At 45.9% G+C, this 26,046-nt stretch carries 28 protein-coding genes and 1 other annotated feature; of the genes, 4 read left to right on the forward strand and 24 right to left on the reverse strand.

Annotated features, from left to right (window positions below; translation table 11 throughout):
- Window positions 1-17: 17 nt before the first annotated feature.
- The 6 genes from ACW5MY_RS12355 to ACW5MY_RS12380 form a co-directional block, all read right to left on the reverse strand.
- Entirely contained in the window at window positions 18-584 is a 567-nt protein-coding gene (locus ACW5MY_RS12355; RefSeq protein ID WP_003152789.1) for a TetR/AcrR family transcriptional regulator, read from the reverse strand.
- 209 nt (window positions 585-793) lie between these two features.
- A complete protein-coding gene (locus ACW5MY_RS12360) occupies window positions 794-1,333 on the reverse strand; it encodes a class I SAM-dependent methyltransferase (RefSeq protein WP_013352999.1) in 540 nt (179 codons plus the stop codon).
- A 172-nt stretch (window positions 1,334-1,505) separates the two neighbouring features.
- Complete coding sequence (locus ACW5MY_RS12365) at window positions 1,506-1,661, reverse strand: hypothetical protein (RefSeq protein ID WP_007408227.1); 156 nt, start codon at window positions 1,659-1,661, stop codon at window positions 1,506-1,508.
- Window positions 1,662-1,834: 173 nt separating this feature from the next.
- On the reverse strand, window positions 1,835-1,975 hold the full coding sequence (locus tag ACW5MY_RS12370; protein WP_003152787.1) for a YrzI family small protein: 141 nt from the start codon (window positions 1,973-1,975) through the stop codon (window positions 1,835-1,837).
- A 389-nt stretch (window positions 1,976-2,364) separates the two neighbouring features.
- Window positions 2,365-3,165, reverse strand: coding sequence for a formate/nitrite transporter family protein (locus ACW5MY_RS12375; RefSeq protein ID WP_013353001.1), 801 nt, complete (start codon window positions 3,163-3,165; stop codon window positions 2,365-2,367).
- A gap of 264 nt (window positions 3,166-3,429) precedes the next feature.
- Window positions 3,430-3,798 carry a Na-translocating system protein MpsC family protein gene (locus tag ACW5MY_RS12380; protein ID WP_003152783.1) on the reverse strand — a complete coding sequence of 123 codons (369 nt, stop codon included), beginning with the start codon at window positions 3,796-3,798 and terminating at the stop codon, window positions 3,430-3,432.
- Between the two features lie 306 nt (window positions 3,799-4,104).
- Between ACW5MY_RS12380 and fdhF the strand changes: the two genes are divergently transcribed.
- Both fdhF and ACW5MY_RS12390 read left to right on the forward strand, forming a co-directional pair.
- Window positions 4,105-7,047: a formate dehydrogenase subunit alpha gene (gene fdhF, locus ACW5MY_RS12385; protein ID WP_088030690.1), complete on the forward strand. Its 2,943-nt coding sequence runs from the start codon at window positions 4,105-4,107 to the stop codon at window positions 7,045-7,047.
- A gap of 17 nt (window positions 7,048-7,064) precedes the next feature.
- Window positions 7,065-7,556: a helical membrane plugin domain-containing protein gene (locus ACW5MY_RS12390; RefSeq protein ID WP_003152780.1), complete on the forward strand. Its 492-nt coding sequence runs from the start codon at window positions 7,065-7,067 to the stop codon at window positions 7,554-7,556.
- 38 nt (window positions 7,557-7,594) lie between these two features.
- Here ACW5MY_RS12390 and ACW5MY_RS12395 read toward each other — a convergent pair whose 3' ends face one another.
- From ACW5MY_RS12395 to ACW5MY_RS12415, 5 genes are all read right to left on the reverse strand, one after another.
- Window positions 7,595-7,825, reverse strand: coding sequence for a YrhC family protein (locus ACW5MY_RS12395; RefSeq protein ID WP_013353003.1), 231 nt, complete (start codon window positions 7,823-7,825; stop codon window positions 7,595-7,597).
- Window positions 7,826-7,908: 83 nt separating this feature from the next.
- A complete protein-coding gene (locus ACW5MY_RS12400) occupies window positions 7,909-9,051 on the reverse strand; it encodes a bifunctional cystathionine gamma-lyase/homocysteine desulfhydrase (RefSeq protein ID WP_003152778.1) in 1,143 nt (380 codons plus the stop codon).
- Window position 9,052: 1 nt separating this feature from the next.
- Entirely contained in the window at window positions 9,053-9,976 is a 924-nt protein-coding gene (locus ACW5MY_RS12405) for an O-acetylserine dependent cystathionine beta-synthase (protein ID WP_013353004.1), read from the reverse strand.
- A gap of 44 nt (window positions 9,977-10,020) precedes the next feature.
- Window positions 10,021-10,716: a 5'-methylthioadenosine/S-adenosylhomocysteine nucleosidase gene (gene mtnN / locus ACW5MY_RS12410; RefSeq protein ID WP_003152774.1), complete on the reverse strand. Its 696-nt coding sequence runs from the start codon at window positions 10,714-10,716 to the stop codon at window positions 10,021-10,023.
- A 20-nt stretch (window positions 10,717-10,736) separates the two neighbouring features.
- A complete protein-coding gene (locus ACW5MY_RS12415) occupies window positions 10,737-11,378 on the reverse strand; it encodes a class I SAM-dependent methyltransferase (protein ID WP_013353005.1) in 642 nt (213 codons plus the stop codon).
- Between the two features lie 183 nt (window positions 11,379-11,561).
- Between ACW5MY_RS12415 and ACW5MY_RS12420 the strand changes: the two genes are divergently transcribed.
- A complete protein-coding gene (locus tag ACW5MY_RS12420; protein WP_003152771.1) occupies window positions 11,562-11,765 on the forward strand; it encodes a YrzA family protein in 204 nt (67 codons plus the stop codon).
- Between the two features lie 39 nt (window positions 11,766-11,804).
- Here ACW5MY_RS12420 and ACW5MY_RS12425 read toward each other — a convergent pair whose 3' ends face one another.
- The 13 genes from ACW5MY_RS12425 to ACW5MY_RS12485 form a co-directional block, all read right to left on the reverse strand.
- Window positions 11,805-12,521, reverse strand: coding sequence for a YrrS family protein (locus ACW5MY_RS12425; protein ID WP_013353007.1), 717 nt, complete (start codon window positions 12,519-12,521; stop codon window positions 11,805-11,807).
- 63 nt (window positions 12,522-12,584) lie between these two features.
- Window positions 12,585-14,339, reverse strand: a complete 1,755-nt coding sequence (locus ACW5MY_RS12430) for a peptidoglycan D,D-transpeptidase FtsI family protein (RefSeq protein ID WP_289393749.1) — start codon at window positions 14,337-14,339, stop codon at window positions 12,585-12,587.
- A gap of 52 nt (window positions 14,340-14,391) precedes the next feature.
- A complete protein-coding gene (greA, locus tag ACW5MY_RS12435) occupies window positions 14,392-14,865 on the reverse strand; it encodes a transcription elongation factor GreA (protein WP_003152766.1) in 474 nt (157 codons plus the stop codon).
- Window positions 14,866-15,118: 253 nt separating this feature from the next.
- Window positions 15,119-15,754: a uridine kinase gene (gene udk / locus ACW5MY_RS12440; protein ID WP_003152763.1), complete on the reverse strand. Its 636-nt coding sequence runs from the start codon at window positions 15,752-15,754 to the stop codon at window positions 15,119-15,121.
- Between the two features lie 6 nt (window positions 15,755-15,760).
- A complete protein-coding gene (locus tag ACW5MY_RS12445) occupies window positions 15,761-17,029 on the reverse strand; it encodes a peptidase U32 family protein (protein WP_003152759.1) in 1,269 nt (422 codons plus the stop codon).
- 17 nt (window positions 17,030-17,046) lie between these two features.
- A complete protein-coding gene (locus ACW5MY_RS12450) occupies window positions 17,047-17,976 on the reverse strand; it encodes a peptidase U32 family protein (protein WP_003152757.1) in 930 nt (309 codons plus the stop codon).
- 6 nt (window positions 17,977-17,982) lie between these two features.
- On the reverse strand, window positions 17,983-18,636 hold the full coding sequence (locus ACW5MY_RS12455; RefSeq protein WP_013353009.1) for an O-methyltransferase: 654 nt from the start codon (window positions 18,634-18,636) through the stop codon (window positions 17,983-17,985).
- A gap of 151 nt (window positions 18,637-18,787) precedes the next feature.
- Window positions 18,788-19,879 (reverse strand): endolytic transglycosylase MltG, encoded by a 1,092-nt coding sequence (gene mltG / locus ACW5MY_RS12460; RefSeq protein ID WP_013353010.1) that lies wholly within the window; start codon window positions 19,877-19,879, stop codon window positions 18,788-18,790.
- Window positions 19,880-19,990: 111 nt separating this feature from the next.
- Window positions 19,991-20,272, reverse strand: a complete 282-nt coding sequence (locus ACW5MY_RS12465; protein WP_003152751.1) for a DUF1292 domain-containing protein — start codon at window positions 20,270-20,272, stop codon at window positions 19,991-19,993.
- A gap of 12 nt (window positions 20,273-20,284) precedes the next feature.
- Window positions 20,285-20,701, reverse strand: coding sequence for a Holliday junction resolvase RuvX (gene ruvX / locus ACW5MY_RS12470; protein WP_003152750.1), 417 nt, complete (start codon window positions 20,699-20,701; stop codon window positions 20,285-20,287).
- Between the two features lie 8 nt (window positions 20,702-20,709).
- A complete protein-coding gene (locus tag ACW5MY_RS12475) occupies window positions 20,710-20,976 on the reverse strand; it encodes an IreB family regulatory phosphoprotein (protein WP_012118070.1) in 267 nt (88 codons plus the stop codon).
- Between the two features lie 84 nt (window positions 20,977-21,060).
- Window positions 21,061-23,697 carry an alanine--tRNA ligase gene (gene alaS / locus ACW5MY_RS12480; RefSeq protein WP_013353011.1) on the reverse strand — a complete coding sequence of 879 codons (2,637 nt, stop codon included), beginning with the start codon at window positions 23,695-23,697 and terminating at the stop codon, window positions 21,061-21,063.
- Window positions 23,698-23,777: 80 nt separating this feature from the next.
- Window positions 23,778-23,985, reverse strand: a binding site (T-box leader).
- Between the two features lie 43 nt (window positions 23,986-24,028).
- On the reverse strand, window positions 24,029-25,090 hold the full coding sequence (locus ACW5MY_RS12485) for an AI-2E family transporter (protein ID WP_289393771.1): 1,062 nt from the start codon (window positions 25,088-25,090) through the stop codon (window positions 24,029-24,031).
- Between the two features lie 215 nt (window positions 25,091-25,305).
- On the opposite strand from ACW5MY_RS12485, the gene ACW5MY_RS12490 reads away from it, so the two are divergent.
- On the forward strand, window positions 25,306-26,034 hold the full coding sequence (locus tag ACW5MY_RS12490) for an amino acid ABC transporter ATP-binding protein (RefSeq protein ID WP_013353013.1): 729 nt from the start codon (window positions 25,306-25,308) through the stop codon (window positions 26,032-26,034).
- Window positions 26,035-26,046: the final 12 nt, after the last annotated feature.

The following is a 26,046-nucleotide window of genomic DNA, read 5'->3' on the forward strand; positions in this document are numbered from 1 at the left end:
CTTCCTTCGGCGAATAGTTAATGAGTTCTGATGGCATCCCAAGAACATTGTTCCAATTCTTTCAGAAACGGTTTTGTTATTTCGACGCTTCCCGTCCGAATAAGCTGATAGAGTTTGAGATATGCCCCGAGCAGCAGCGCCATCAGCACATTGGACGGCAGATTGCGGAGCACACCTTCAGACTTGCCGCGCTGAAAAAAGACGTCAAGCATCTGTGTTATTTCATCAAGAAGCTTACGGCTCGTTTCATTCAGAAAGTAGGCGTCCTTATTCGTTTCAAGAAAAAACAATGCATACTCACTTTCCTTCGTAAAATCAATCAGACAATAAAACAGGTGATGAAACCCTTCTCTTACAGAGATACCCTGAAAGTCCGTTTTGACTTTTTTCATAAAACGCTGCGCACTTTCCTGATACAGTACGTTCACAAGTGTCTCTTTACTGTCAAAGTAACGGTAGATTGTGCCGGTTCCGACATCGGCCTGAGCGGCAATCATCGGAATCGTCGTGGCGTCAAATCCTCTATCTGTAAACAAAGTAAGCGACGCTTTCATAATGAGTTCAACCTTGTTTGAAGCTGTCATTTCATCCCCCTTTCTAAATGCGGAATGAATGTTCATTCCGTTTGTTCAAAATATTTAAAATGTACGGTCATCTGATTACCATTGTATAAGAAAAAAACTTTTTTTAATATAAAATAGATGTGAAATAACCAAAAATAAGGAAATATGCCCAATTTCACAAAAAGAGCTGCAGTGACTTAAGCAGCTCTTTTTATTTCCTAAGAAATATTCTATTTAATGGCAGTAATAAAATGGAATGAATCTCTGCTGACAACTGAAATGTCTCTGAAATGCTGATCATAGAGCACCTGAATCACATCCTTCTCACTCATCCGCGAAGGTTTCAAAACCATATAGAAACATCCGTCAATTTGAAGAACGCGGTACACTTCTTTACATGCTGTCCTGTAATCGCTGACTGTTTCAGCAGTATGTAATGAGAAAACTTTATGAAAGCTGCGATCGCGGAACGGTAAGCTTTCAGGCCTCCCCTGCTGAATGTTTCCGAGCCCGGCTTTTATAACCGAACGGTTTGCGCGCTGTGTTTTCCGTATTTTACGTTTCGATGTTTCTATGCTTTTAAGACTGCCCTTTTCAAGCTGTCCGATGATTTGTTTAAACATTGAGCCGTTTCCGGTCCCGATTTCCAAAATGCGGTCGTATTCCTGTATGTCCATCAAGATTTGCTGAATGACTGACTCTGCCGGTTCTGATGCAGCAAAGTATTTCGCGCGCATTCGTTTTAATGCTGAAGATGTATGTTGCAACATTGTATAACACCCGCTTTTCCATTCCTGTGATTTATTATTCAGAAATAATATTACCTCGTATTAGTATGAGGTACTAACTAGACGCACTTCTCTTCATGAACGTTTCGATTTATTTGAAATTTATATTTGTTTTCATAAAAAAAAGACGGAAAACGTAGGTTTTCCGCCTGCTCTAGTACCAATAATACGGTGCTATATATCTTGTCTGCCGGGAAAGCGCCGCCATTCTCTGCCGGCGATACGGGTTGCCGTAGCCGTGTTTAAATGAATGGGGCATTGACGCATACCCGTGTCCGATGGATGGAATTCTGTTCTGACCGCCTTGCATGCTATCACCCGCTTACCAATTTTTCTTTCTTTACCATGGTATGCAGGCCGTCTGCGACGTGACAGCAACATCCTCGCTAAACCTGGTCCTTCTCCATTGTGTAATGATTCAGCAGTTCAATTCTGAACATGATGATCTCCTCCTTCTCCTCCGTTTTGGCCCTTCGTGTCCGTTCAGTTCATATAAAAGTGTTTCAACTGGCGTTCTTTCGCTTCATTATAAAACTCTTCGACCTGCTGTTCTCGTTCATACTCTTCCGCACTTTTAAAACGCTTTGAAATGGTCAGTGTTAAAAAGAAAAGATTAATGGTCATTATCGCTCACCCCCTTTCAATATCCGCACAAGCGAAAATAACCCGCAGCAAACTTCATATGCGCTGCGGGCAGACTAAATCCGCAGACAAAAGAAGACGGAGCTTCTTTCCCTGCGGGGAGCTGCGAATGTCCTGATACTCCGAAATTAACGTGCTTGACGGGCAGAGGTTAAGGAAGGACACGAACTCTTCCACAGGCTGAATCGGTTCAATTGTAAATTTTGATTGCCGTTTAACGTCGTCATGTGATTCAACCTCCCTTTGCTTTTTTCTTACTTTGTAAGTATATCCATCAGCTTCCATTTTGTAAACATTTTTTTCAAGATTTGGACGGAAAATGTGCTGGCATTCCGCTTCAATTGTCCGTGTTTTCCGGCATCTTTCTTACCTCAGGAAACTCTTTTCATCCCTTGCTTTTTCTGATCTTTTTTTGAATATGCAATAAAATAAATAAGGCCGACAAACACTGCCCCGCCGATTACATTCCCGATAAAGGCCGGAATGAGATTGCCAATCAGATCACCCCACGAAAAAGAGCCTGCAAAAATCGCAGCCGGGATGATAAACATATTGGCTACAACGTGCTGAAAACCAATTGCGACAAACGCCATAATCGGAAACCATATACCCGCGATTTTTCCGGCTCCGTCTTCTGCGCCGAAAGAAAGCCAGACGGCCAAACAGACAAGCCAGTTACAGCCGATCGCCGAAACAATGACTTTTCCAAACGGCATATCCAATTTGCCTTGTGCGACCGCAATCGTTTTTTCCAAGTAAGGTCCTGTTTCGGTTAATCCGACAACATGTCCGAAAAAGTAAGCGACAAACAGTGCGCCGACAAGATTCATCAACGTCACGATCACCCAATTTTTCACTAATGCACCGGCGGATATTCTTCTGGAAAACAGCGCCATGGATACCGACATCATATTTCCCGTAATCAGCTCCGCGCCGGCAAGAACGACGAGCACCAATCCGATGGGAAACACGGACGCCCCGATTAAACTCGACAGGCTTCCCCATTCTTTCGGAAGGTCGCCGATGACACGGATATCAAGCAAATAACCGAGTGCGATAAACGCTCCTCCCAAAAATCCTAATACAATCAGTGCTGAAAGCGGTGACTGCACCTTTTTTACCCCTGATTCGACCGCAAGCTCCGCTATTTCGTCCGGTTTACGAAAAGCCATAATAACCCCTCCATTTATCATTTCAGCCCGCAGTTTCCAAAGACGCCTAACAAAAAAGGCAGCATTCAAACAGCCCGTCTAAAACGGGTTTGAATGCTGCCTAACTTGTATGCATACCCATACAACAATATCAAGCAGAATGAAAATATTAGCTATAGAAAATGTACAGATCATGCACACATTCCATAAAAAAATCGTCCTTAAGCCACTGCTGGCAGTTCATATCATATCAAATGTGACAATTTCGTGTCAATTGAATTTTTTTCAGCTTTTGATTTCTTCACGGCGCTCTTCAATGGTTCGGTCAAAGACAAATACAGACACCGCAATATTCTCTTCGATCTTGATGTCTGAAAACAGATGCACGAGCTTTGCTCCGATGAGCTCTTCCATTCCGTCAGGCGTTTGTTTTGAATACAGTTCCTGAATTAAGCTGGTCCGCGCTGCATGAACCATTTCTCTTCCTTCAGGCGTGCGTGCGATAAACTGCTCACTTGCGCTTAGATTGCCGTAAAGCGTTGATACCGCCATGTTATCCACAAAAACGGTGTGAATTCGTTCCGGCCCCTTTCCAAATAATTCTTTACGCAATTTCCGGATAATATCGTTAAATTCATGAATTTTTTTAGACATATTGTCCCCTCCGATTTCAGCCTATGAAAGACATTCCCGGTTCCCCTTTGTGACATTTCACCTGGTTAAAGTTTTCCTTTCGTATTGTATTATAATAAATATCACCTTATAATAAAAGCAGTGAAGATGGATTTGTAATAGGAAACGTGTTACGAGTCTATCGTTTTATACAAATAGGATTGGTCTGTTAGTAAGACTTGCTAGTGAACTATTCCGCCATGCGTATTTATACCGTTCTCCGGACAGGAGGCCGGTATCTATGTGCATGGCTTTTTTTCGAGTTTAAAAGATGGAGGGGAATTGGAAGTGACAGACGTTCAGTCTATCCGTGTCAAAATTGACGGCACGGAGTATGAAGCACCAGAGGGGTCAAAGATTTTAGATATTTTAAACCATAACGGAATTGAGATTCCGCAAATATGCCATGTACCGGAAGTAGATCCGATTCAAACATGTGACACCTGTATTGTTGAAGTAAACGGGAAATTGCAGCGCTCTTGTTCCACGGCTGCAGAAAACGGGATGTCCATCTCGCTTACGTCGGGAAGGGTAAAAGAGGCTCAGACAGAGGCCATGGACCGCCTGCTCGAGAATCACCTGCTTTACTGTACGGTATGCGATAACAACAACGGCAACTGCACACTGCATAATACAGCGGAAATGATGGGAATTGAGCATCAGAAATATCCGTATACGCCGAAAGATGATTCAAAGTGCGCGGTTGATATGTCTCACCCGTTTTACCGCTATGATCCGAACCAATGCATCGCCTGCGGTCAATGTGTGGAAGTGTGTCAAAACCTTCAGGTGAATGAGACCCTTTCAATTGATTGGGAGCGCGACCGCCCGCGGGTCATTTGGGATGAAGGCGTCGCCATTAATGAATCATCCTGCGTCAGCTGCGGCCAATGTGTCACTGTCTGCCCTTGTAACGCACTGATGGAAAAATCAATGCTCGGCCAAGCCGGATTTATGACAGGAATAAAAGAAGATGTCATGGAACCGATGATTGATTTAGTGAAAAATGTTGAACCCGACTATACAAGCATCTTCGCCGTGTCAGAAGTGGAAGCGGCTATGCGCGATAAACGGACGAAAAAAACAAAAACGGTCTGCACGTTCTGCGGCGTCGGATGCTCTTTTGAAGTATGGACAAAAGGCCGTGACATCCTTAAAATTCAGCCTGTTTCCGATGCTCCGGTTAACGCGATTTCCACTTGTGTGAAAGGGAAATTCGGCTGGGACTTCGTGAATTCGGAAGAACGGATTACAAAACCGCTTATCCGGAAAAACGGCGCATTTGTTGAATCGTCATGGGAAGAAGCTCTTGATCTTGTCGCTTCAAGACTCGGTTCGATCAAGGCCGAACACGGAAATGGTTCTGTCGGTTTTATTTCTTCTTCTAAAATTACGAATGAAGACAACTACGTTATTCAAAAATTAGCGCGTCAAGTATTTGAAACCAACAACGTGGATAACTGTTCACGCTACTGCCAGTCACCGGCAACGGACGGCTTATTCCGCACAGTCGGTATGGGCGGTGACGCCGGCACAATTAAAGATATCGCAAAAGCGGGCCTCGTGCTCATCGTCGGCGCCAATCCGGCAGAAGGACATCCGGTTCTGGCCACACGCGTGAAACGCGCCCATAAGCTTCACGGACAAAAATTAATTGTTGCCGATCTGCGCAGAAATGAAATGGCTGAACGGTCCGACCTCTTTATCAGCCCGAAACAAGGGACTGACCAAGTCTGGCTCATGGCAGTGACAAAATATATGATTGACCAAGGCTGGCACGATCAAGCGTTTATTGATGAGAATGTCAACTACTTTGAAGATTATAAAGAAACGCTGAAAAAGTATACATTAGAATATGCGGAGCGCATCACCGGACTTTCTCAGGATACGATCATCCGCATTGCCGAAATGATTCGTGATGCAGACGGCACTTGTGTTCTTTGGGGCATGGGCGTTACCCAGAATACAGGCGGCTCTGATACATCAGCGGCGATTTCCAATCTGCTGCTTGCCACAGGAAACTACCGCCGTCCGGGCGCCGGAGCCTATCCGCTGCGGGGACATAACAACGTTCAAGGCGCTTGCGATATGGGAACTCTTCCAGGCTGGCTTCCGGGGTATCAGCATATTACCGATGATGAGGCACGCGCTAAATTCGAAAAAGCTTACGGTGTTGAAATTGACGGCAAGCCGGGTCTTGATAATATCGAAATGCTCCATGCGATTGAAGAAGGAAACATGAAAGCCATGTATCTTGTCGGTGAAGATATGGCGCTCGTCGATTCAAACGCCAACCATGTTCATGACATTTTATCCAGCCTTGATTTCTTTGTTGTGCAGGATATTTTCCTTTCAAGAACGGCGCAATACGCGGATGTCATCCTGCCTGCAGTTCCATCTCTTGAAAAAGACGGAACATTTACAAACACAGAGCGGCGTGTGCAAAGATTGTATCAGGCGCTTCCGACGCTTGGTGATGCTAAACCGGACTGGTGGATTATTCAGGAAGTCGCCAATCGTTTAGGCGCTGATTGGAATTACACGCATCCAAGCGATATTTTCTCAGAAATGGCGAGCCTTTCTCCGCTGTTCGGAAAAGCAAGCTACGACGTTCTTAGCGGTTGGAACAGCTTCCTGTGGGGAAGCTTTACGGGAGAGAGCACTCCGCTTCTTTATGAAGACGGCTTTAACTTCCCGGACAAAAAAGCCCGTTTTGCGCTGAGCGATTGGGTGGAGCCTGCCGTATTCCCTGAAGAATATGACCTGCATATTAACAACGGACGGATGCTTGAACATTTCCACGAAGGAAACATGACAAACAAATCGAAGGGCATTCAGTCTAAAGTGCCGGATGTATTTGTTGAAGTATCGCCGGAGCTCGCGGCTGAACGCGGAATTTGCGACGGAACAATGATCCGGCTCGTCTCTCCTTTTGGGGCGGTTAAATTGAATGCGCTTGTGACAGACCGTGTCCGCGCAAATGAGCTTTATCTGCCGATGAACTCTACAGATAAAGATTCTGCGATTAATTTCCTGACCGGGCCTGCGTATGATTCACGGACACATACACCTGCCTATAAACAGACAAAAGTCCGCATGGAAGTGCTCGGCTCCTGTGATACACCGCCGCTTCCGAAAACGAATCCGCGGAACAAAAAACGTCATCCGCAAAACGGTGTGGAAGCTCAGCGAAAATGGAACCGTCCGGGCTATGTGCACCTAACTGATTAAGGAAAGGAGGAAACATTATGGCAAGCCCAATTACTGAAATTCAAAAAGAAACGAAAACAGAGGAACAGCTGAAAGCTGAAAAACTGGAAGAACTGAAGACGCTTCTCGCAGAAAATGAAGAAGCCGTCGCGAAAACGATGTCCATTATGGCAGAGCTGAATGGCTTGGGCATTTTTGATGCCGCCGGCTATATGCTCCAGGCAAAAGAGGAGATTGCCAAAATCGCACTCGGACAGATTTCCCGGGAACCTGTCACCAATCTTCTGAATACGATGATGGCCGCGGGAGGCGCGCTGTCAAAAGCTGATCCCGAATTTATGGGCAGACTTTTAGAAAGCGCCATGGCCGGGACAGATCAGGCGCAAAGATTTTTAAAGGAGGACAGGAAAGTCAGTATGTTTGAACTGATGAAAGCCGTCGGTGATCCTGATATTAACCGCGCGCTCGGCTTCGGGCTTCAGTTTTTAAAAGGAATGGGAAAAGAATTACGCGAAACCCCGTCTGAATAAGAAATGAAAAAGCCATTGTCAAAAGACAATGGCTTTTTTTATTCATCGGCCTCTTCCAGCCTCTTTTTATAAATAAGTGAACGGTCAACGCAGAAATAAGCGCCCGCTAAAAATGCACAATCCGTTACAAACATCAGCATTTTCTGGCCCGCAGTCAGCCCTTGTCCGGGAAGAACCGCGCCGATATAAATGAAGGTGCTGACTGCAAGCAGAATAAATGCGTAATGCTTAAAATCTTCTATTAATGATTTCAGTCTTTTCTTCTCCATATAAGGTCACCTGCCAGTTTTATAGTCTACCAACATTATAATACAAGCTGACAGCCGACAGAGAATGTAAATCTATCCATTCTTTATAAAAGGGAATCAAGCGCCTGTTTCACATCCGCCGTTAAATCCTCAGTATCCTCAATACCGACTGAGATCCGTACGAGCCCGTCGGTAATGCCAAGCGCAAGCCGTCGGTCGCGCGGGATCGAAGCGTGCGTCATTCTGGACGGCACGGAGATTAAGCTTTCAACCGCTCCTAAGCTTTCAGCGATTGTAAACAGGTTCAATTTTTCTAAAAATGCGTCGACGCGTTCACTGCTGCCGATATCAAAGGAAATCATTCCGCCGAAACCGGAGCTTTGCGCTTTTGTCAGCTCATGGCCCGGATGTTTCGCTGATCCCGGATAGTAGAGCGTCTGAACGGCATCATGCGCTTCAAGCAGCTCGGCGATTTTCCCGGCGCTGTGATTGATGGCATCCATTCTGAGTCCCAGTGTTTTAATGCCTCTCATTAAAAGCCATGAATCCTGCGGTCCTAAAACGCCGCCCGTTGAGTTTTGCACGTAATGAAGCTTTTCACCGAGCTCTTTATCAGCCGTCACGACTAAGCCGCCGACGACATCGCTGTGGCCGCCGAGATATTTTGTCGCGCTGTGAAGCACGATGTCCGCGCCGAAGCTGAGCGGCTGCTGGAAATACGGCGTGTAAAACGTATTATCGACGATAAGCAATACGCCCGCTTCTTTTGCGATGTCAGACATCAGTTTGAGGTCAGTCACTTTCAATAGCGGGTTTGTCGGTGTTTCGATATAAATGGCTTTCGTATTCGGGCGAATGGCCTTTTTGACTTTTTCTTCACTGCTCGTATCAACAAAGTCCGCTTCAATACCGAAGCGGTTCAGCACACCTGTCATCACCCGGTAAGTGCCGCCGTATACATCATCCGTCAAAATAACATGATCGCCGCTGTCAAACAGCATCATGACGGCAGTAATCGCAGCCATGCCTGAGCCGAACGCATATCCCGCCGCGCCGCCTTCAAGCTCCGCAATTAAGCTTTCAAGCGCCGTCCGCGTCGGATTGGCCGTTCTTGAATATTCATAACCCGTGTGCTCGCCCGCTTTCGGCTGCCGGTACGTGCTTACTTGATAAATCGGTACGGAAACCGCTCCTGTTTTTTCATCTCCCGTAATTCCTCCGTGTACCATCAGCGTTTTTTTCTTCATCTTACTGACCTCCTTGAAAAATGTTTTTGCTTATATATCGATCGCTGCCGTCAGGGAAAATAGTGACGATATTTGATCCGGCGGGCGCTTTTTTCGCTTCTTCAAGCGCTGCATAAAGAGCCGCCCCTGAAGAGCTTCCGATTAAGAGGCCTTCTTTCTCGGCCGCTTCTCTGACAAGCGAAAACGCCGTATCGTCTTCCACTGTGTAAATGGCGTCAAAATGGTTCTCGTCCATATAATCCGGGATAAACTCCATGCCGATGCCTTCCGTTTTATGGGCATGCGGCTCTCCTCCGTTCAGGATCGAGCCTTCCGGTTCAACGATCACCGTTTTGACGGCAGGATTTTTCTCTTTTAAATAAGCTGCCGTACCGGCAAAGGTGCCGCCGGAACCCGCTCCTGCGACAAAGGTGTGGATATCCCCGCCGAGCGCGTTCCATATTTCAGGTCCGATCGTTTTATAGTAAGTCAATGGATTTACTCGGTTTTTAAATTGCAGAACGGCATAAGAATTATTAATCTCTCTCTCCAGTTCAAGCGCTTTTCGAATGGCTCCCTGCATGCCTTCTTCTCTCGGCGTATGCACGATGTCCGCTCCGAGAGCTTTCATAATTTGCTGCTTTTCTCTGCTGAAATGCTCCGGGACGCAAAAAACGGCGCGAAGCTGATGCTTTCTGGCGCACAGAGCGAGTCCGATCCCGGTGTTTCCGGCAGTCGCTTCGATGATAACACCGCCCGGTTTCACCTTTCCCGTGCGTAGCGCATCTTCAATGAGCATTCCGCCCAGCCTGTCTTTAATGCTTCCGCCCGGATTCATCATCTCAAGTTTAGCATAAACCGCTGTTCCCTCCGGTATATCAAAATGCTTGAGACGGAGCAGCGGTGTATTTCCGATCAGTTCTGTAATATCTGTTATCGCGTTCAATATGTGTCCTCCTGGAAAAGCGGAGGAGAACGAGAATCCCCCGCTTAGTGAATTCGTTTGATGACATTCAGGACAAGCTCAGTTGAATGAACGGCAGCCTGTTCTAAAAATTTATCAAATGAAACGTCAGATTCTTTTCCGGCAATATCAGATAAAGCTCTGATGACAACAAAAGGCGTTTTGAACTGGTGGCACACCTGTGCGACAGCCGCAGCTTCCATTTCAACCGCATACAAATCCGCAAATTTGGCGCGTACGTCTTCAACCCGCTTCGGATCATTCATAAAAGAATCTCCCGTAGCGATTGTGCCTTTGGCGACTTGAATGCCGTTCAGTTCAGAAACCGCTTCCTCAGTAATACTGATCAGCTTTTCATCAGCTTTGTATGCTGCCGGAAGACCCGGCACCTGTCCGTATTCATAGTCAAACGCCGTCACATCCACGTCATGATGGCGGACATCTGTTGAGATGACGACGTCGCCTACATTCAATGTATGATGAAAACCGCCCGCTGAGCCTGTGTTAATCACATAATCAGGTTTGAAACGGTCAAGCAGAAGCGTCGTGCTGATCGCGGCGTTGACTTTTCCGATCCCCGATTTCAGCAAGATAACTTCGACGCCTTCATAGCTGCCCGTCGTAAACTCACAGTGAGCGATCATCTCTTGTTTTGCGTCTTTCAGTTTGCTTCTTAAAATCGTAACTTCCTCTTCCATTGCTCCGATGACTGCCAGTTTCATTTATACACAATCCCTTCGATTTACCGTTTAATCGCCTCCATTATCCAGACAAAGTCATTTTGCTGCGTAAACCGCGCGGCAAATCCCTCTTCTGAAAAGATGTTTTTCATTGTCCCGAGTGTCGGATAATGTTCCGTCTTTAAATCGTCCGCTAATTGATGATAGCCGTTTCGGATTGCTTTTTTAATTGTTTCATCATAAGCTTCATGATCTTTAAAGACGGTATCGGCAAACACTATTTTATCATGCTTCTGAAGGATTGTGCCATACTGCTTTACAGCCGTTCGCTTTTCTTCATCGGTTAAATGATGAAAGGCGTACGAGCTGACGATGGTATCTATTTGAAAAGGCGGAGCGGGAAACTCCAGAAAATCTCCGTCACTGAACACGGCTTTGTCAGAAAGCTTGTCAGCCGCCAGTTTTCTCATTGACGGAGACGGTTCTACACCAAACACCTTTTTGTTCGCGGCGGCTAATTTCGCCGTTAAATTCCCTGTGCCCGGTCCGAACTCTAAAACGTTTGAACCTGAAAGTGCCACGATGCTGTCAAGAATATTGTCATACCCTTTAAAAACATCAGCATATTGTTTGTCTGCCCCGTGCACTGTGGCATCATAAGTCGCTGCCCAATCTTCAAATAATGGAATAAATTCACGGCCCATATTTTTCACTCTCCATAATTTATAATTCCTATGAGTATAGTATGGATTAATCGTGGAACAGTTCCTATCCTATCACAAAAAAGAATGGAAGGGTACTAAAATACTTTGGGATTATTGCGCAATTACGGCAGAAAGGCTTATACTTTCATTGACTCAGAAGAAAAATCAGGAGGATCTGTACTGATGAATTTTCAATTGGATTTAATCAAAGATAAAGTAGAATTTTTCGAAGCGGCATCTTTGCAGGAGCTTGAAAAGAAAATAAACGTTCAGATTGAAAACAACCAGGCGATTATGCTTCGCGTCCGTTCTGTATCCCATCAGGTGACGGCCGTTGACGGCAGAATCCTTTACAGCGCGTCGGTGCATTTTTCAGCTGACGTATGACAGAAAAAAGCAGCTGAATAATCAGCTGCTTTTTTGCGGTTATTTTAACGTTTCTACTTTTGTCGGCTTCCAGCCTTTTTTGTCTTTCCAAGTGATGGTGACCTGATACTTTTTGCCGTTCGTTTTGTCTAAAACTTTACCCTTCGCATCTTGCGGGCTTCCATTGTTTCCGAGCCACAGCACTGTCATGTGATCTTTTGACACGCCTGTTGCGTAAGAGATGGCGTCAAGCATTTCGGACCAGTCTTCAGAGCTTGAGTCATACGTCGCCGCATGTTCTCCCGTCTGCTTTGTTCCGACCGCTTTCCATTTTGGGTTAACAATTGTTTTCTCGACATCGCTTGATGAGCCGCCCTCTGTTATTTTTGCTTCTTTAAAAGGATCGCTTGAATCAGAGTCTTTTTTGCTGCTGTCATCACTTTTCGATGAATCATCGTCTTTTTTGCTGTCAGAGTCTGAAGATGAATCAGATGTGTCCTTATCCTGTTTATCTTTTTTGTCATCGTCTGATGCCTTATCTTTTTTGCTGTCTTTTATGTCTTCATCGGATGTCTGCTTCGTCTTGCCTGATGCAGGTGTTTCCTGCTTCTGGCTCGTGTCCGCTTTTTCGCTCACGTCGCTCGACGGACTGTTGATGAAGAGGCTGACTGCAACGACGACAATAAGAATAGATACGATAGCAATTAAAATGTTAAGCACCATATTTGCTTTTCTGCGCTTATCACGGTTTTCAAAACGAGATTGTTTATTGCTCAATCATTCTGCACTCCTTTATCCCTCTTGCTCAGCATATATTTTAACATGGGCTGAGCGGTTGTTCTATGTCTGATTTGTTTCATTTTCATGTACCTTTTTAACAATATCATAAAACACTGTATTTGTCAGAGCCTTATCCCCCGGCGTGTCCATGTGCAGCACCACGAGAGCGTATTTCGGCTTGTCCACGGGAAAGTATCCCGCAAACCATTTGTGGTAAAGCGTCTGTTTTTCTTTTGTGAACATTCCCGTCTGGGCCGTTCCCGATTTGCCTGCTATCTCATACGGCAGATCCTGAAACCTTCGGCCGGTTCCTTTCGGTGAGGTGACGACTTCTCTGAGAATTTTTTGAAGCTGCTGCGCCGTATATTTGTCGATGTTTTCCCCTTTTAACGGCTGATCTTTGAATGACGCCATCGTCGTTTTGTTTTTGTATTCAATTTTGTCCGCAATTTTGACTTGTTTTTTTTCACCGCCGCGCGCGATCGCCGCCATCATATTGGCGACTTCAAGAGGCGTGACTTTCACGTTTTTTTGCCCGATCGCCGTCTGTGCGACGGCTTTTTTTACGGTTTTGTCTTTGTCATCTCCCCAAATGACCCCGCTTTTTTCATTATACAGCTGCCTGAATCCGTCTTCCCGGTACAGCTTGCCTTCCCAGCCCGCCCGCTGTGTGAGACCTAGTTTTTCCGCCATGTTTTCAATAACGGAATCATCTTTTTTGATCAATTTTTCCGCAAGACTTGTAAACGTATAATTGCAGCTTTGGGCAAAGCTTTCTCCAAAACTGAGCGTGCCTTTGTCATCCCCCGGCTCTCCGTACAGGTTGAGATTGCAGTTAAAGGATGTGCCCGGCTTCACTTCGTTTTGTTCTATTGCGGCTGCGGCGATCACCGTTTTAAACACTGATCCCGGATAAATCGGCGTCAGCATGTAATTTTGCAGTGTCTGCTGCTTTGACATGTCAGCGTCAGGCTTTGATACCATTCCGAGCACACTGCTTTTTTCAATGTCTAAAAGGACGGCTCCCCCCTTTTTTAACCCGCGGTCTTTCAATACATCTTCCATTGCTTCTTGAATATTGCGGTCGATGGAGGTTTTGACTTGCAGCGGATAAAACGCGTTTGCTTCAGCCGTATATTTGACGTCCATTCCGAATAAAGGGTTTCCCCTTCCGTCGACATGATACAAAAGTTTTGTGTCCTGATCCGCCAGTAAAAACTCATCAAACGACCGCTCCATCCCGCTTGTCCCGATTTTTGCCGTGATCGGCAGTTCCTTCCTCCCGGGGTATTTCTTTTTCAAAAGCTCAGGGTCCTGGTTTGTCGCGCCCAACAGATGAGCGGCTATGTTTGTTTCTTTGCTGTCTTTCATATATACGCCGTAAATGCCGGGATATTTCAAAGAATTGATATTTGCCACGGATTGTTTCGTCAAATGTTTTATTTTTCTGCTGTTCAGGATCACCGGTTTTTTTGCTTCCGTGAGCAGCTGCCTGAGCTCCCCCTGTTTCATTCCGAGAATGTCTGATACCCGGTCAACCGGCCAATCCTGCGTCACGAGAAAGGGAAACAGTATGACGGCAGGCTGCTTTTTTCCGGTCAGCTCTTTGCCGTTCCGATCAAGAAAAGAGCCGCGTCCGTCTGAAATAAGGACTTCTTCCGTCCGCTGCTTGACGCTTTCCTGAATCAGATTAATATTGGATTTTGAAAAAGATTCTGTAAAAAACAGCTGAATTTCAGCCAGCCTAGCAAGCAGAAAGAAAAACACGAGCAGAAAACAAATCACGGCCGTTTTCAGCCTTTTTGATACGATCATAAAAAACACCTCATCCACATTTTGGACGAGGTGTTTCATTGTTAAACGGATCTTATGAAATTTTCACAATTTTCACGAGCATTTCTCCGCCCGGCGTCTGAACTGTCACTTCTTCGTCCACTTTTCTGCCGAGCAGGCTTTTTGCGATTGGCGAGTCGTTTGAGATTTTTCCTTCAAACGGATCAGCTTCAGCGCTTCCGACAATCGTGTAAGATTCTTCTTCACCGTCGGGCAATTCGATGAATGATACGGTTTTTCCCAAACCGACTACATTTGAACCGCCGTCATCCTCGATGATTTTCGCATTGCGGATCATGTTTTCAAGCGTCGTGATGCGCCCTTCCACAAATGCCTGTTCTTCTTTTGCGGAATCATACTCAGAGTTCTCTGACAGATCTCCGAAGCTTCTTGCGATTTTAATGCGTTCTACTACTTCTTTACGTTTAACCGTTTTCAATTGCTCTAATTCTTGTTCAAGTTTTTGTTTTCCTTCGTGAGTCATCGGAAAAACTTTTTCTTGTGCCATGTTCCTTCACTCCTTGGTGGTTGTCCCTCAACAATAACGTGTGATTATGTATGAGAGCATAAACGAAAAAATCAAGAATGAGAACACAGGGCAGTCCTCGTTCTTCTCTCCCATATAGGTACTGTTTATCTTAAACTGAATGTGTGTTTTCTGCAAATGTTTCGGTTTATAAACAGGGAAAGAAGGGAACTGTCTCATTCCCTTCCAGCCTATACATAATATGGTCTGAGTTATTTATGTCTATGCTATGGTATTACAAAATTGCATTTTGTTCAAGGATCGTTTGAATCTTCGTGACCATCAGATCAATTGCGACGTGGTTTTGTCCGCCTTCCGGAATAATGATGTCCGCGTAGCGTTTCGTCGGTTCAACAAACTGATTGTGCATCGGTCTGACGACGGACACATACTGCTCAATGACAGAATCGATTGAACGGCCTCTTTCGTTAATATCTCTCATAATCCGTCTGATGATACGGAGATCCGCGTCCGTGTCGACATAAAGTTTCATATCCATGAGGTCGCGAAGTCTTTTATCTTCGAGGACGAGAATGCCTTCCAGAATAATGACATCCTTCGGCTCAACCGGAATGGTTTCCTCAGAACGCGTATGCAGTTTATAATCATAAATCGGCTTTTCTATCGGCCGGTAATTCAAAAGCTCTTGAATATGCTCGATTAAATAGTCATTATCAAATGCGAGCGGGTGATCATAGTTTGTGTTCAGCCTTTCTTCAAACGGAAGATGGCTTTGGTCTTTATAATAAAGGTCTTGCTGGATCATTAAAATCGAGTGTCCTTTAAACTGTTCATAGATGGAACGGGTGACGCTTGTTTTTCCTGATCCGGACCCTCCTGCGATGCCTATAACTACAGGACTCTTACCCATTGGTGATTACTTCCCCTTTCTCATCATGTTGCTCGGATAAATCTTTTTGTCTACTTTAAATGTAACGATTTGCAGGGGATGGCGGGCAGCATCAAGCTCGTTTCCGTCTTCGTCCCAAATAGTGCCGATTGTGAATGTGAAATTGTCGATTTCAGGACCGAAAAATTCCACTTCGTCACCTTGTTTAAAGAAATTGCGCTGCTGGAGCGTCACCATTTGAGTTTCCTCGTTATACGCGAGCACGAGACCGGCAAAATCAAATGTTGTTTTCTTTCCGTGTTCGCCGAACATCTGCTCTTCATACCCGGGCGTGCCTTCAAAGAAAGCAGGCGCGGTATCCCGGTTTGCACATTTGTCCAGCTCATCCAGCCATTCTTTTTGAATGACAAAGTTTTCAGGATCAGCGCAGTATGCGTCGATGACTTTGCGATACACGCTGACAACCGTCGCAACGTAATGAATCGATTTCATCCGGCCTTCAATTTTCAGGCTGTCGATACCCATCTCGATCATTTGCGGAATGGATTCAATCAATTTTAAATCTTTCGGGCTCATCGCAAACGGAGCGTCTTCTTCGTCATAGAGCGCGACCGCGTTTGCACCGTCTGTCTGATACAGATCATAATCCCAGCGGCAGGACTGACAGCAGCCGCCGCGGTTGGAATCCCGGGCCGTCATGTGATTGCTCAGCACGCATCGTCCTGAATAAGCGATACACATAGCGCCGTGGATAAAGGTTTCAATTTCAATATCCACCTTTTCCTTCATTTCTTTAATTTCCAGTCCGCTCGTTTCACGGGCAAGCACCACGCGGTCAAGCCCTTCTTCTTTCCAGAACTGCACCGCTTTCCAGTTTGAAAGGGACTGCTGTGTGCTGAGGTGAATTTCTACGTCCGGGGCCACTCTCCGGCATGTTTCAATAATCAGCGGATCAGCGACGATAATTCCGGCAACTTTTGCGTCTCCCAACGCTTTTAAGTATTCTTCCAGACCGTCCATATTTTCATTATGGGCGAAAATGTTTGTTGTCACATATATTTTTGCCCCGTATTTTTTGGCAAATTCTACGCCCTCTGCGATTTCTTCTATTGAGAAGTTATCCGCATTTGAGCGGAGTCCGTATTCCTGTCCTCCGATAAAAACCGCGTCCGCTCCGTAATGAACAGCAATTTTTAATTTTTCAAGGTTTCCTGCCGGAGCAAGGAGTTCAGGTTTTTTCGTAATGACGCGTTTTCCGTTTACGACTTTGGAAATGGTTTGATTTACGGCTGTCATCCGTTGCACCCTCCTTTTTAATAGACCGTTTCTTTAAAGAAGAATCCTGTGTCGATGCTTCTGTTCACAGGCTGAATGCTTTCAATCCGCTCTATCCAGCTCTCTTTTTTCTCTTCGTATGTCTCTCGGCTTTCGAAGCACAGATCGATTGCTTCTCTGTACATGCGGGTCACTTCAGTTAAGTATTCAGGAGACTTCAAAACTCCGTCGATTTTGAAAGAATCGATGCCGGCGTCCATCAGGTCCTCTAATTCATCAATCATGCACACATCGTTCGGGCTCATGATGTGCGTGCCGTTTTCATCTTCAAAAATCGGGTATTTATTGCCCCGTTCCTTGTCATGCAGAAACATTCCCGCTTCTTTTTTCTTCTGTTCGATGTCCATGACTTTTCCCTGGTATTCGAAGTAATGGCCCACTAGTGAACGCTTCGATTGGAACATGCACGTCATGCCGTGGATTTGAATTTCAATTTCCACTTCGGCGTTCTCTTTTATGTCAATGATGCTGTCCATATTTAATTCCTTAGCCAGCACTGCCCGCCGTGCGCCTTTGCGTCCCCAGTAATTGCAGGAATAGTAGTTGGTACCCGTTGTTTCCGTGCTCCAGTGCAGTTTGAGATCGGGAGCCGCTTCACGCGCCGCCATTAAAACGGCCGGATCACCGAAAACAGCCGCATCAACGCCGGCCTCCTGCAAAAAGGCAAGATAGCCGTTCAGCTCGTCCACTTTTTCGTTGTGAAAAATAGCATTGACGGCGGCGTACACTTTCGCGCCTTCCTGATGAGCTGTCTTTACGGCTTCTTTTATATCTTCTCTTGAAAATTCACCGGCCAGTCTCAGGCCGTATCTCTGTTCTCCGACTAACAGGGCCGTTGCGCCCGCTTGAATGAGCGGAAGAATATCCTGTACAGAAGTCGGAGTCACCAAAAGTTCAGGTTTTTTCATGATCATTCACCTCTTCTTTTTACTGATGGCGATGCCGTCTCCGACCGGCAGTATGACCGTTTGATAGTCAGGCCGGTTCATCAGCCATTGGTTATATTGATCAATTTTTTCAACAAGCTTCCGTCTTCTTTTCGGCTCAATGTCCGAGTGATTTTGTGCCACCAGTCCTTTAAACAGAACATTGTCCGTAAAAATGACTCCATCCGGCGCAAGCATCGGTTCATAGAGCTCAAAAAAGTTCGTGTACTGGCCTTTGGCCGCGTCGATAAAAATGGCATCATAAGGAGCCGTGACACGGACAGACTCAGAAAGTTCCAGCGCATCCCCGTGCATTACGTGAATCCGTTTGTCCATTTCAAAGTCTTTTATATTGTTCACAGCTTCTTCATAGCGTTTGTCGTCCCGTTCAATCGTGTAAATATTCGCATCCGGAAGCTCAAGCGCCATCCGTATGGCGGAATATCCGATTGCCGCGCCGATTTCCAAAATGTTTTTCGCCTGTTGAATCGACAGCATTTGAAGCAGCACTTCAATGCCCGCTTCTTCCATAATCGGAACATGGTGCTCTTTTGCATAGGCTTCAAGCTTTTTCACTTTATCAGGCCGAGGCTTCAGCATCGCGTTTATATACTCGTTTATTTGTTCATACCGATCATTCACGGCAAACAGCCTCCGTTCTAAAAAGGAGTGCCCCTGACGAATCCGCGGGGACACTCTCTTAAGACACTTCTTTATCCATAAGTAAACAACCCGATATATTTTATCATAAAACCTTTCAGAATGGAATAAAAGGAGAGCTTTTGCCCTCCTTTTATTCGCTGTCTTTTTTGGAAATATACTTTTCCTTCGCTTTATTATGGTCTTTTAATGTTTTGGTGAAAACGACCTCGCCGTTTGATTTTGCAAGGAAATAGAGATAATCCGTTTTGTCAGGGCGGAGAGCCGCTTCCCATGATGAATCGCCGGCATTTGCAATCGGTCCCGGCGGCAGCCCCTTATGTTTATACGTATTAAACGGAGAATCAATTTTCAGGTCTTTGTAGTAGACCCGGCTTTTATGCCTGCCGGCCGCATATAATACCGTCGGGTCAGTCTGCAGCGGCATTTTTTCTGCAAGCCTGTTGTAAAAAACGCTGGCGATTTTGTGACGGTCGGCTTTGGCGGTGGCTTCTTCTTCAATAAGCGATGCCATCGTCAGAGCGTTATGGACGGAAAGTTTCTTTTTTTCCAGTTCAGATTTATACGTTTCGATACGGGTGTTTGTTTCCTGAACCATTGCCGTCAAAATCGTGTCAAGCGATGCATCCGGATCATTAAACGGATATGTGGCCGGATACAGATAGCCTTCGAGCGGATGCTTGAGCTTCTTGTTTGAAAGTGCGTCCGTTATCGTATCAGGAAACTGTTTTTTCAGTTTGCCGATGAATGTTTTGTCATCCAGTTTCGCCATAATCTCTTCTTTTGAATATGATGTTTCTTTTGCGATCGCATCCGCAATCTGTGTAAGCTGTTTTCCTTCAGGAACGGAGATCTGAAAGGCATATCCCGTTGATCCCGCGGTCAGTTTTTTGATAATCGCATCCGCATCCATTCCTTTATTCAGGTGGTAAAATCCCGCCTGAAACCCGGAAGCGCCTTTATACTTCACATACAGCTGAAATGCTTTTTTGCTTTTGATGACATGCTGATCCTCAAGAATTTCAGCGATTGCCGAAACGGAAGAACCGCTCGGAATATTAATATTGACTGCCGTTTTGCTGCCTTTGTCAACCGGAGACAGCAGAGATTTTCCATAGAAAAAAGCACCGCAAATGATGATAAGCAGAGCAATCACGGAGGACAGTATTATCGTTGTTTTTTTGTTTTTACGCGGAAATGAATTTTTAGTCTGATTGATATTCATACAAGTATTTTCCTCCCAACAGCTCTTATACTACATGATTCATGTGCATTCGGCAATTTATTACAAAAAAAAAGCCGAAGCACATATGCGCTCCGGCTTTTTCTGTTCATTTTATTCTTCGTCTTCTTCCGCTAAAAACGTGTTCAGCGTTTCTTCGATCATTTCCCACTCTTCATCAGTTTCAATCGGCATCAGTTCGCCGTCTTCACCGTTTTCGTTCGGTTCGAAGCTTGAAGCGTGAATTTCGATTTCATCATCGTCTTGAGCATCAATCGGATAATAAAGTACGTAAGATTTGTTGAATGTGTCGTTTTCAAATGTGAACAGCACTTCGCAAAGCTGTTCGTTGCCTTGATCATCGACAATTGTAATGTGTTTTTCGCCGTGTTCCATTTCTTTCACCTCTTAGTTTAAACTGTCCAGATATCCTTGAAGGATCATGACAGCCGCCATTTTATCAATGACTTTTTTTCGTTTTTGCCTGCTGACGTCAGCCGCGATCAGCATTTTTTCAGCCGCCATCGTCGTCAGACGCTCGTCCCACAGCACAACAGGGACATTGTACGCTGTTTCAAGCAGTTTCGCAAATGTTTGGCTGGCTTCGCCTCTCGGACCGATCGTCCCGTTCATGTTTTTCGGAAAACCGAGCACGATCTTCTCTACATTATAGTCTTTCATCAGCTCGGATAAACGGTCCAGACCGTAATCTCCTTCAGCCTCGTTTATTTTTATCGTCTCAATGCCTTGAGCGGTCCAGCCCATTTCATCGCTTAAAGCTACGCCGAGTGTTTTCGTACCAAGATCAAGTCCCAATATTCTCATGAATGTATTTACGCCTCTTTATGCTGTTCTAGATAGGATTTTACCAATTCCTCGATTAATTCGTCACGTTCCAGTTTGCGAATTAAGTTCCGGGCGTCGCGATGCCTAGGAATGTATGCAGGATCTCCAGACAGCAAGTATCCGACAATCTGGTTGATAGGATTGTACCCCTTTTCCTGAAGCGCATCATATACCGTATTCAGCACTTCTTCGACGTTTGTTTCAGCAGAATCATCGGAGAAATTAAATTTCATCGTTTTATCAAACGAGCTCACCGTTTTGCACCTCTTTCCCAAATTCGCAGGCAAAGTTCAGCCTGAGGTCCTCATCTTATCATCATTCTACACTAGTTGAAAGGATTATAAAACGGATTTTATCCAATCTTCCGCAGATGCGAGCGCCTCTTCCAATTTTTCAGGCTGCTTTCCGCCGGCCTGCGCCATGTCCGGACGGCCTCCGCCTCCGCCTCCGCAGACTTCAGCCGCTTGTTTGACCATTTTGCCGGCGTGAAGGCCTTTTTCGATCAGGTCTTTCGTCACGCCTGCTGAAAGGTTGACTTTCTCGTTTTGCACGGCGCCGAGAATGATGACCGCAGAACCGAGCTTCGCTTTCAGATCATCCACCATAGTGCGAAGGTGGTTCATGTCTTTCGCATTTACTTTTTCAGCCAGCACTTTTACGCCGCCGATGTCTTTTACTTTAGACAGAATGGCTCCGGCTTCCACATTGCCAAGTTTGCTGAGCAATGATTCATTTTCTCTTTGCGCTTCCTTCAGCTCTGCTTGAAGAGACTGAATTCGCTTCGGTACGTCTTTTACGTTTGATTTCAGCTCGTCCGCAGCGTGCTGCAGAAGGCTGAGCTGGCTGTTCATTTCCTGATAAGCGCCTTTTCCTGTTACGGCTTCGATTCTTCGCGTACCTGCGCCGATCCCTGATTCGGATACGATTTTAAACAGACCGATTTCAGCCGTATTCGTGACATGGCATCCGCCGCAAAGCTCAAGGCTGTAATCTCCGACTTGTACGACGCGGACGATATCGCCGTATTTCTCGCCGAACAGGGCCATCGCGCCCATTTCTTTCGCTTCATTGATCGGTTTCAAATCAATCGCTACCGGAATGCTCTCCCAGATTTTTTCGTTGACGATTCCTTCAATGCGTTCAAGTTCTTCTTTTGTCACTTGACCGAAATGAGAGAAGTCAAAACGCAGACGATTTTCGGTAACGAGTGAACCCGCTTGGTTGACATGTGTGCCGAGAACGTCTTTCAGCGCCTGGTGCAGAAGGTGGGTTGCTGTATGGTTTTTCACCACGCCGCTTCTCATTTGATCTTCAACTTCAGCCGTCACGCTTGCGCCTTTTTGAATCGTGCCGCTATCCACCGTGCCTTCGTGTACATGCTGACCGTTCGGAGCTTTTTTCACGTCCTTAATGGTTACGACAGCCTGCTCGCTTCTCAGCACTCCTCTGTCACCGATCTGTCCGCCGCTTTCAGCATAGAAAGGCGTTTTGTCGAGAAGGATTTGGACGGTATCCCCTTCCTGCGCCTCGCTGATTAATTGCCCGTCATGAAGAAGCTCGATCACCTTCGCTTCAGCTTTTACGGCACTGTAGCCGACAAATGTGCTTTCTGCGGTAATGTCGCGCAATGCGCCGCCCTGCACCTGCATGCTTCCTACATCTTGGCGCGCATTTCTCGCCCGTTCACGCTGTTTTTCCATTTCGGCTTCAAAGCCCTTATGGTCAACCTTCATTTGCTCATCTTCCGCGTATTCCTCCGTCAATTCAACCGGGAATCCGTACGTATCGTACAGTTTGAATACGTCTTTTCCGGAGATGATGCCGCTGCCTTTTTCCTTCTCTTTCTTTATCACGTCGGATAAAATGGCCAGACCTTCGTTTAATGTTTCATGGAAGCGCTCTTCCTCCGTTTTGATGACTTTGGCGATAAACTCTTGCTTTTCTTTCACCTCCGGATAGAAAGCGTCCATAATTCCTGCAACAGTCGGAACCAGCTCGTACATAAACGGACGGCTGATACCGATGGTTTTCGCGTATCTCACCGCCCGGCGCAAGAGGCGTCTCAGTACATACCCGCGCCCTTCATTTGACGGCAGAGCTCCGTCGCTTACCGCAAATGCGACCGTTCTGATATGATCGGCGATCACTTTAAAGGCCGTATCCTTCACTGCATCCTTTCCGTAAGCATCTCCGGAAATGCGCTCTGTTGCTTCAATAATCGGCATAAACAAATCAGTGTCAAAGTTTGTCGGGACGTCCTGAATCACGGAGACCATCCGTTCAAGCCCCATGCCCGTATCAATGTTTTTCTTCGGAAGCGGTGTGTACGTGCCGTCCGGGTTGTGGTTGAACTCTGAGAATACCAGGTTCCACACTTCAAGATAGCGGTCATTTTCGCCGCCCGGATACAATTCAGAATCTGACGGATCATTGCCGTATTTCTCGCCGCGGTCATAGAAAATTTCTGTATTCGGTCCGCTCGGGCCTTCGCCGATATCCCAGAAGTTCCCTTCCAGACGGATGATTCTTTCTTCCGGAACGCCGATTTTTTCCGCCCATAGCGTATAAGCTTCTTCATCCTCAGGGTGAACCGTTACAGACAGCAGCTCCGGATCAAAGCCGATCCACTTTTCGCTCGTTAAAAACTCCCAAGCCCACGTGATGGCTTCTTCTTTAAAATAATCACCGATGGAAAAATTTCCGAGCATCTCAAAGAACGTGTGGTGGCGCGCCGTTTTCCCCACATTTTCAATATCATTTGTGCGGATTGATTTTTGCGCGTTTACAATTCTCGGATTCTCCGGCACAACGCGGCCGTCAAAGTATTTTTTCAGCGTCGCAACGCCGCTGTTGATCCATAATAAAGACGGATCTTCATGCGGAACCAATGAGGCGCTCGGTTCAACGGCATGGCCTTTTTCTTTAAAGAAATCTAAAAACATTTGACGCACTTCAGCAGAAGTTAAGTGTTTCATCTATATTCCTCCTTATCACTACCCGAAATTCTCTTTTGCGACAGCAAAAAAGCTCTCTCCCTATGCAAACCATGCGTTCACACAGGGACGAGAGCTGTCTCGCGGTACCACCCTGATTACAGGCCGAAAAAGGCCTGTCACCTTTCATCCCGTAACGCAGGATTGCGGCAGCCTTTAACTGCACTCAGGATTAGCTTCGGCCGATCTTCTGCTGAAGCTCCTTTCAGCGTATCGGAGCTTCTCTCTTAAACAGGGCTTCGGCGTACTCATATCCGTCACTCGAGATTCGTATGTATTCTACTCGAAATTATAGACAAGCAGAACCCGAATGTCAATGTTCCGTCCTGATCCGCAAAAAGTGAATGGCCGTCACTTTTAAAACGGCTGCCGCCGGAACAGCGAGAATCATGCCGGGAATGCCCGCGAGCTCCCCTCCGGCAAGAAGCGCAAGCATGATCACGACGGGGTGCATCCTGAGACTTCGTCCGACAATGAGCGGGCTCAAAATGTTTCCTTCTATAAATTGAAGAATAAAAATCGTGACGATTACGATGATCACAGCCTTGGAGGAAATCGCCAGCGAAAGGAGCAGCGCCGGCACAGCGCCGATAAACGGACCGAAATACGGGATGACATTCGTAATCCCGATGGCAAGGCCCAAAATCAGCGGGTAAGGAAGCCCGAACAGCCAAAATGAAACGCCGGCTATGAACCCGAGCAAAAAACAAACGAGAAGCTGACCGCGGATGTAATCACCGAGAGAGTCGTCCACATCCCGCAGAAATTCACTCCCCCTTTTTCTCCAGGATTTCGGCGTCAAATACCAGACCGTCTTTTTCATAACGTCTATATCCTTCACCATATAGAACACGAGAAAAGGAATCGTCGCCGCGATCAGGATATAATCAAGCACGAAACGGATGCTTCTGATCGTGCTTTCAATCGTGCCGGCAAGAAACGTTTCTGTCTGCTGAATCATTTTGTCCATCCGATGGTGCATGCCGTCAGGCCAATGATCCGTGTGATTATGCAGATGCCTCAGCATGCTGTTGTAGTTTTCAGCAAGCCCGGGAATGCTCTCAGACAGATCCTGCAGCTGTTCAATTAAAACAGGAACTCCTTTATAAACCCCCCAGCCGATTCCGCCGAAAAACAGGAAATAAATCAGAAGCAGGCTTAAAGTTCTAGGCATCCCTTTCCCATGAAGCCATTCAGTAATCGGAAGTAAAAGATAAGCAATAAATACTGCGATGAATATAGGAATAAAGAGAGATTTCATAACAAGCCATATGGGTGCCCATAACATATCGAGCATACAAAAGACATACACTGTTAACAAAACGAGCAGACATACAGCCGTCCACATTAAGAGCTGCAGCGGTTTTTGAAGCATGACGTTTCACCTCTTGCTTTATCTTTTGACAGAAAGCCGGAATTATTCCCGTTTCATAAAGTCCGCCTTATGACGCAGATCTCTTGACGGAATAATTATCTGAAATTTCAAAAAAGTTTGAATATAAATCATAAAAATCTGAATAATTATCATAGCATGAAGTTAATTCGAAAACTTATTAGTCTATATGACATGTTTTTCTTAGGAGGATTGCCATGATCTCATTTCAGGATGTAAATAAGCACTACGGACATTTTCACGTGCTGAAGAACATTAATCTGCACATTAAAAAAGGGGAAGTCGTCGTTATCATCGGACCTTCAGGATCGGGAAAAAGCACGCTTCTCCGCTGCATCAATCAGCTGGAAACAGTTGATGAAGGCGCGTTGACGGTAAATGGCGCCGCCATCCATGACAAGAAAACGGATATGAATAAAGTCCGCCGCAACATCGGTATGGTGTTTCAGCATTTTCATCTGTACCCGCACAAAACCGTTCTGCAAAACATCATGCTCGCACCGATCAAAGTGCTCAAGCAATCAAAAGAAGAAGCAAAAGAAACGGCCTTATATTATTTGAAAAAAGTCGGCATACCGGACAAAGCGGACGCCTATCCTTCACAGCTTTCAGGCGGCCAGCAGCAGCGTGTGGCCATTGCCAGAGGGCTTGCGATGAAGCCCGAGGTGATGCTGTTTGATGAACCGACATCCGCGCTTGATCCGGAAATGATCGGGGAAGTGCTGGATGTCATGAAAACACTCGCAAAAGAAGGCATGACCATGGTAGTCGTCACCCATGAAATGGGATTCGCCAAAGAAGTGGCGGACCGCATCGTATTTATCGACGGGGGATCCATCTTGGAAGAAGCTGCACCGGCTGAGTTTTACGAAAGCCCTCGTGAAGAGAGGGCGCGTTTATTCTTAAGCCGTATTTTAAATCACTGAAAAGAAACGGGG

This window comes from Bacillus sp. Bwzl_19, assembly GCF_054900515.1.

What these genes read in the sequence shown, in the direction of transcription:
- ACW5MY_RS12485 (WP_289393771.1), bottom strand. Translation starts at nt 25,090, where the DNA reads ATGCTTCAAAAACCGCTGCAGCTCTTAATGTGGACGGCTGTATGTCTG.
- ruvX (WP_003152750.1), bottom strand. Translation starts at nt 20,701, where the DNA reads ATGAGAATATTGGGACTTGATCTTGGTACGAAAACACTCGGCGTAGCT.
- ACW5MY_RS12360 (WP_013352999.1), bottom strand. Translation starts at nt 1,333, where the DNA reads ATGTTGCAACATACATCTTCAGCATTAAAACGAATGCGCGCGAAATAC.
- ACW5MY_RS12370 (WP_003152787.1), bottom strand. Translation starts at nt 1,975, where the DNA reads ATGACCATTAATCTTTTCTTTTTAACACTGACCATTTCAAAGCGTTTT.
- ACW5MY_RS12465 (WP_003152751.1), bottom strand. Translation starts at nt 20,272, where the DNA reads ATGGAACACGGCGAAAAACACATTACAATTGTCGATGATCAAGGCAAC.
- ACW5MY_RS12375 (WP_013353001.1), bottom strand. Translation starts at nt 3,165, where the DNA reads ATGGCTTTTCGTAAACCGGACGAAATAGCGGAGCTTGCGGTCGAATCA.
- ACW5MY_RS12445 (WP_003152759.1), bottom strand. Translation starts at nt 17,029, where the DNA reads ATGACAGCCGTAAATCAAACCATTTCCAAAGTCGTAAACGGAAAACGC.
- udk (WP_003152763.1), bottom strand. Translation starts at nt 15,754, where the DNA reads ATGGGTAAGAGTCCTGTAGTTATAGGCATCGCAGGAGGGTCCGGATCA.
- mtnN (WP_003152774.1), bottom strand. Translation starts at nt 10,716, where the DNA reads ATGAAACTGGCAGTCATCGGAGCAATGGAAGAGGAAGTTACGATTTTA.
- ACW5MY_RS12400 (WP_003152778.1), bottom strand. Translation starts at nt 9,051, where the DNA reads ATGAAGAAAAAAACGCTGATGGTACACGGAGGAATTACGGGAGATGAA.
- alaS (WP_013353011.1), bottom strand. Translation starts at nt 23,697, where the DNA reads ATGAAACACTTAACTTCTGCTGAAGTGCGTCAAATGTTTTTAGATTTC.
- ACW5MY_RS12395 (WP_013353003.1), bottom strand. Translation starts at nt 7,825, where the DNA reads ATGGAGAAGAAAAGACTGAAATCATTAATAGAAGATTTTAAGCATTAC.
- ACW5MY_RS12415 (WP_013353005.1), bottom strand. Translation starts at nt 11,378, where the DNA reads ATGGGCCGTGAATTTATTCCATTATTTGAAGATTGGGCAGCGACTTAT.
- ACW5MY_RS12365 (WP_007408227.1), bottom strand. Translation starts at nt 1,661, where the DNA reads ATGCAAGGCGGTCAGAACAGAATTCCATCCATCGGACACGGGTATGCG.
- ACW5MY_RS12430 (WP_289393749.1), bottom strand. Translation starts at nt 14,339, where the DNA reads ATGATCGTATCAAAAAGGCTGAAAACGGCCGTGATTTGTTTTCTGCTC.
- ACW5MY_RS12390 (WP_003152780.1), top strand. Translation starts at nt 7,065, where the DNA reads ATGGCAAGCCCAATTACTGAAATTCAAAAAGAAACGAAAACAGAGGAA.
- mltG (WP_013353010.1), bottom strand. Translation starts at nt 19,879, where the DNA reads ATGAATATCAATCAGACTAAAAATTCATTTCCGCGTAAAAACAAAAAA.
- ACW5MY_RS12380 (WP_003152783.1), bottom strand. Translation starts at nt 3,798, where the DNA reads ATGTCTAAAAAAATTCATGAATTTAACGATATTATCCGGAAATTGCGT.
- ACW5MY_RS12490 (WP_013353013.1), top strand. Translation starts at nt 25,306, where the DNA reads ATGATCTCATTTCAGGATGTAAATAAGCACTACGGACATTTTCACGTG.
- ACW5MY_RS12355 (WP_003152789.1), bottom strand. Translation starts at nt 584, where the DNA reads ATGACAGCTTCAAACAAGGTTGAACTCATTATGAAAGCGTCGCTTACT.
- ACW5MY_RS12420 (WP_003152771.1), top strand. Translation starts at nt 11,562, where the DNA reads ATGAATTTTCAATTGGATTTAATCAAAGATAAAGTAGAATTTTTCGAA.
- ACW5MY_RS12450 (WP_003152757.1), bottom strand. Translation starts at nt 17,976, where the DNA reads ATGAAAAAACCTGAACTTTTGGTGACTCCGACTTCTGTACAGGATATT.
- greA (WP_003152766.1), bottom strand. Translation starts at nt 14,865, where the DNA reads ATGGCACAAGAAAAAGTTTTTCCGATGACTCACGAAGGAAAACAAAAA.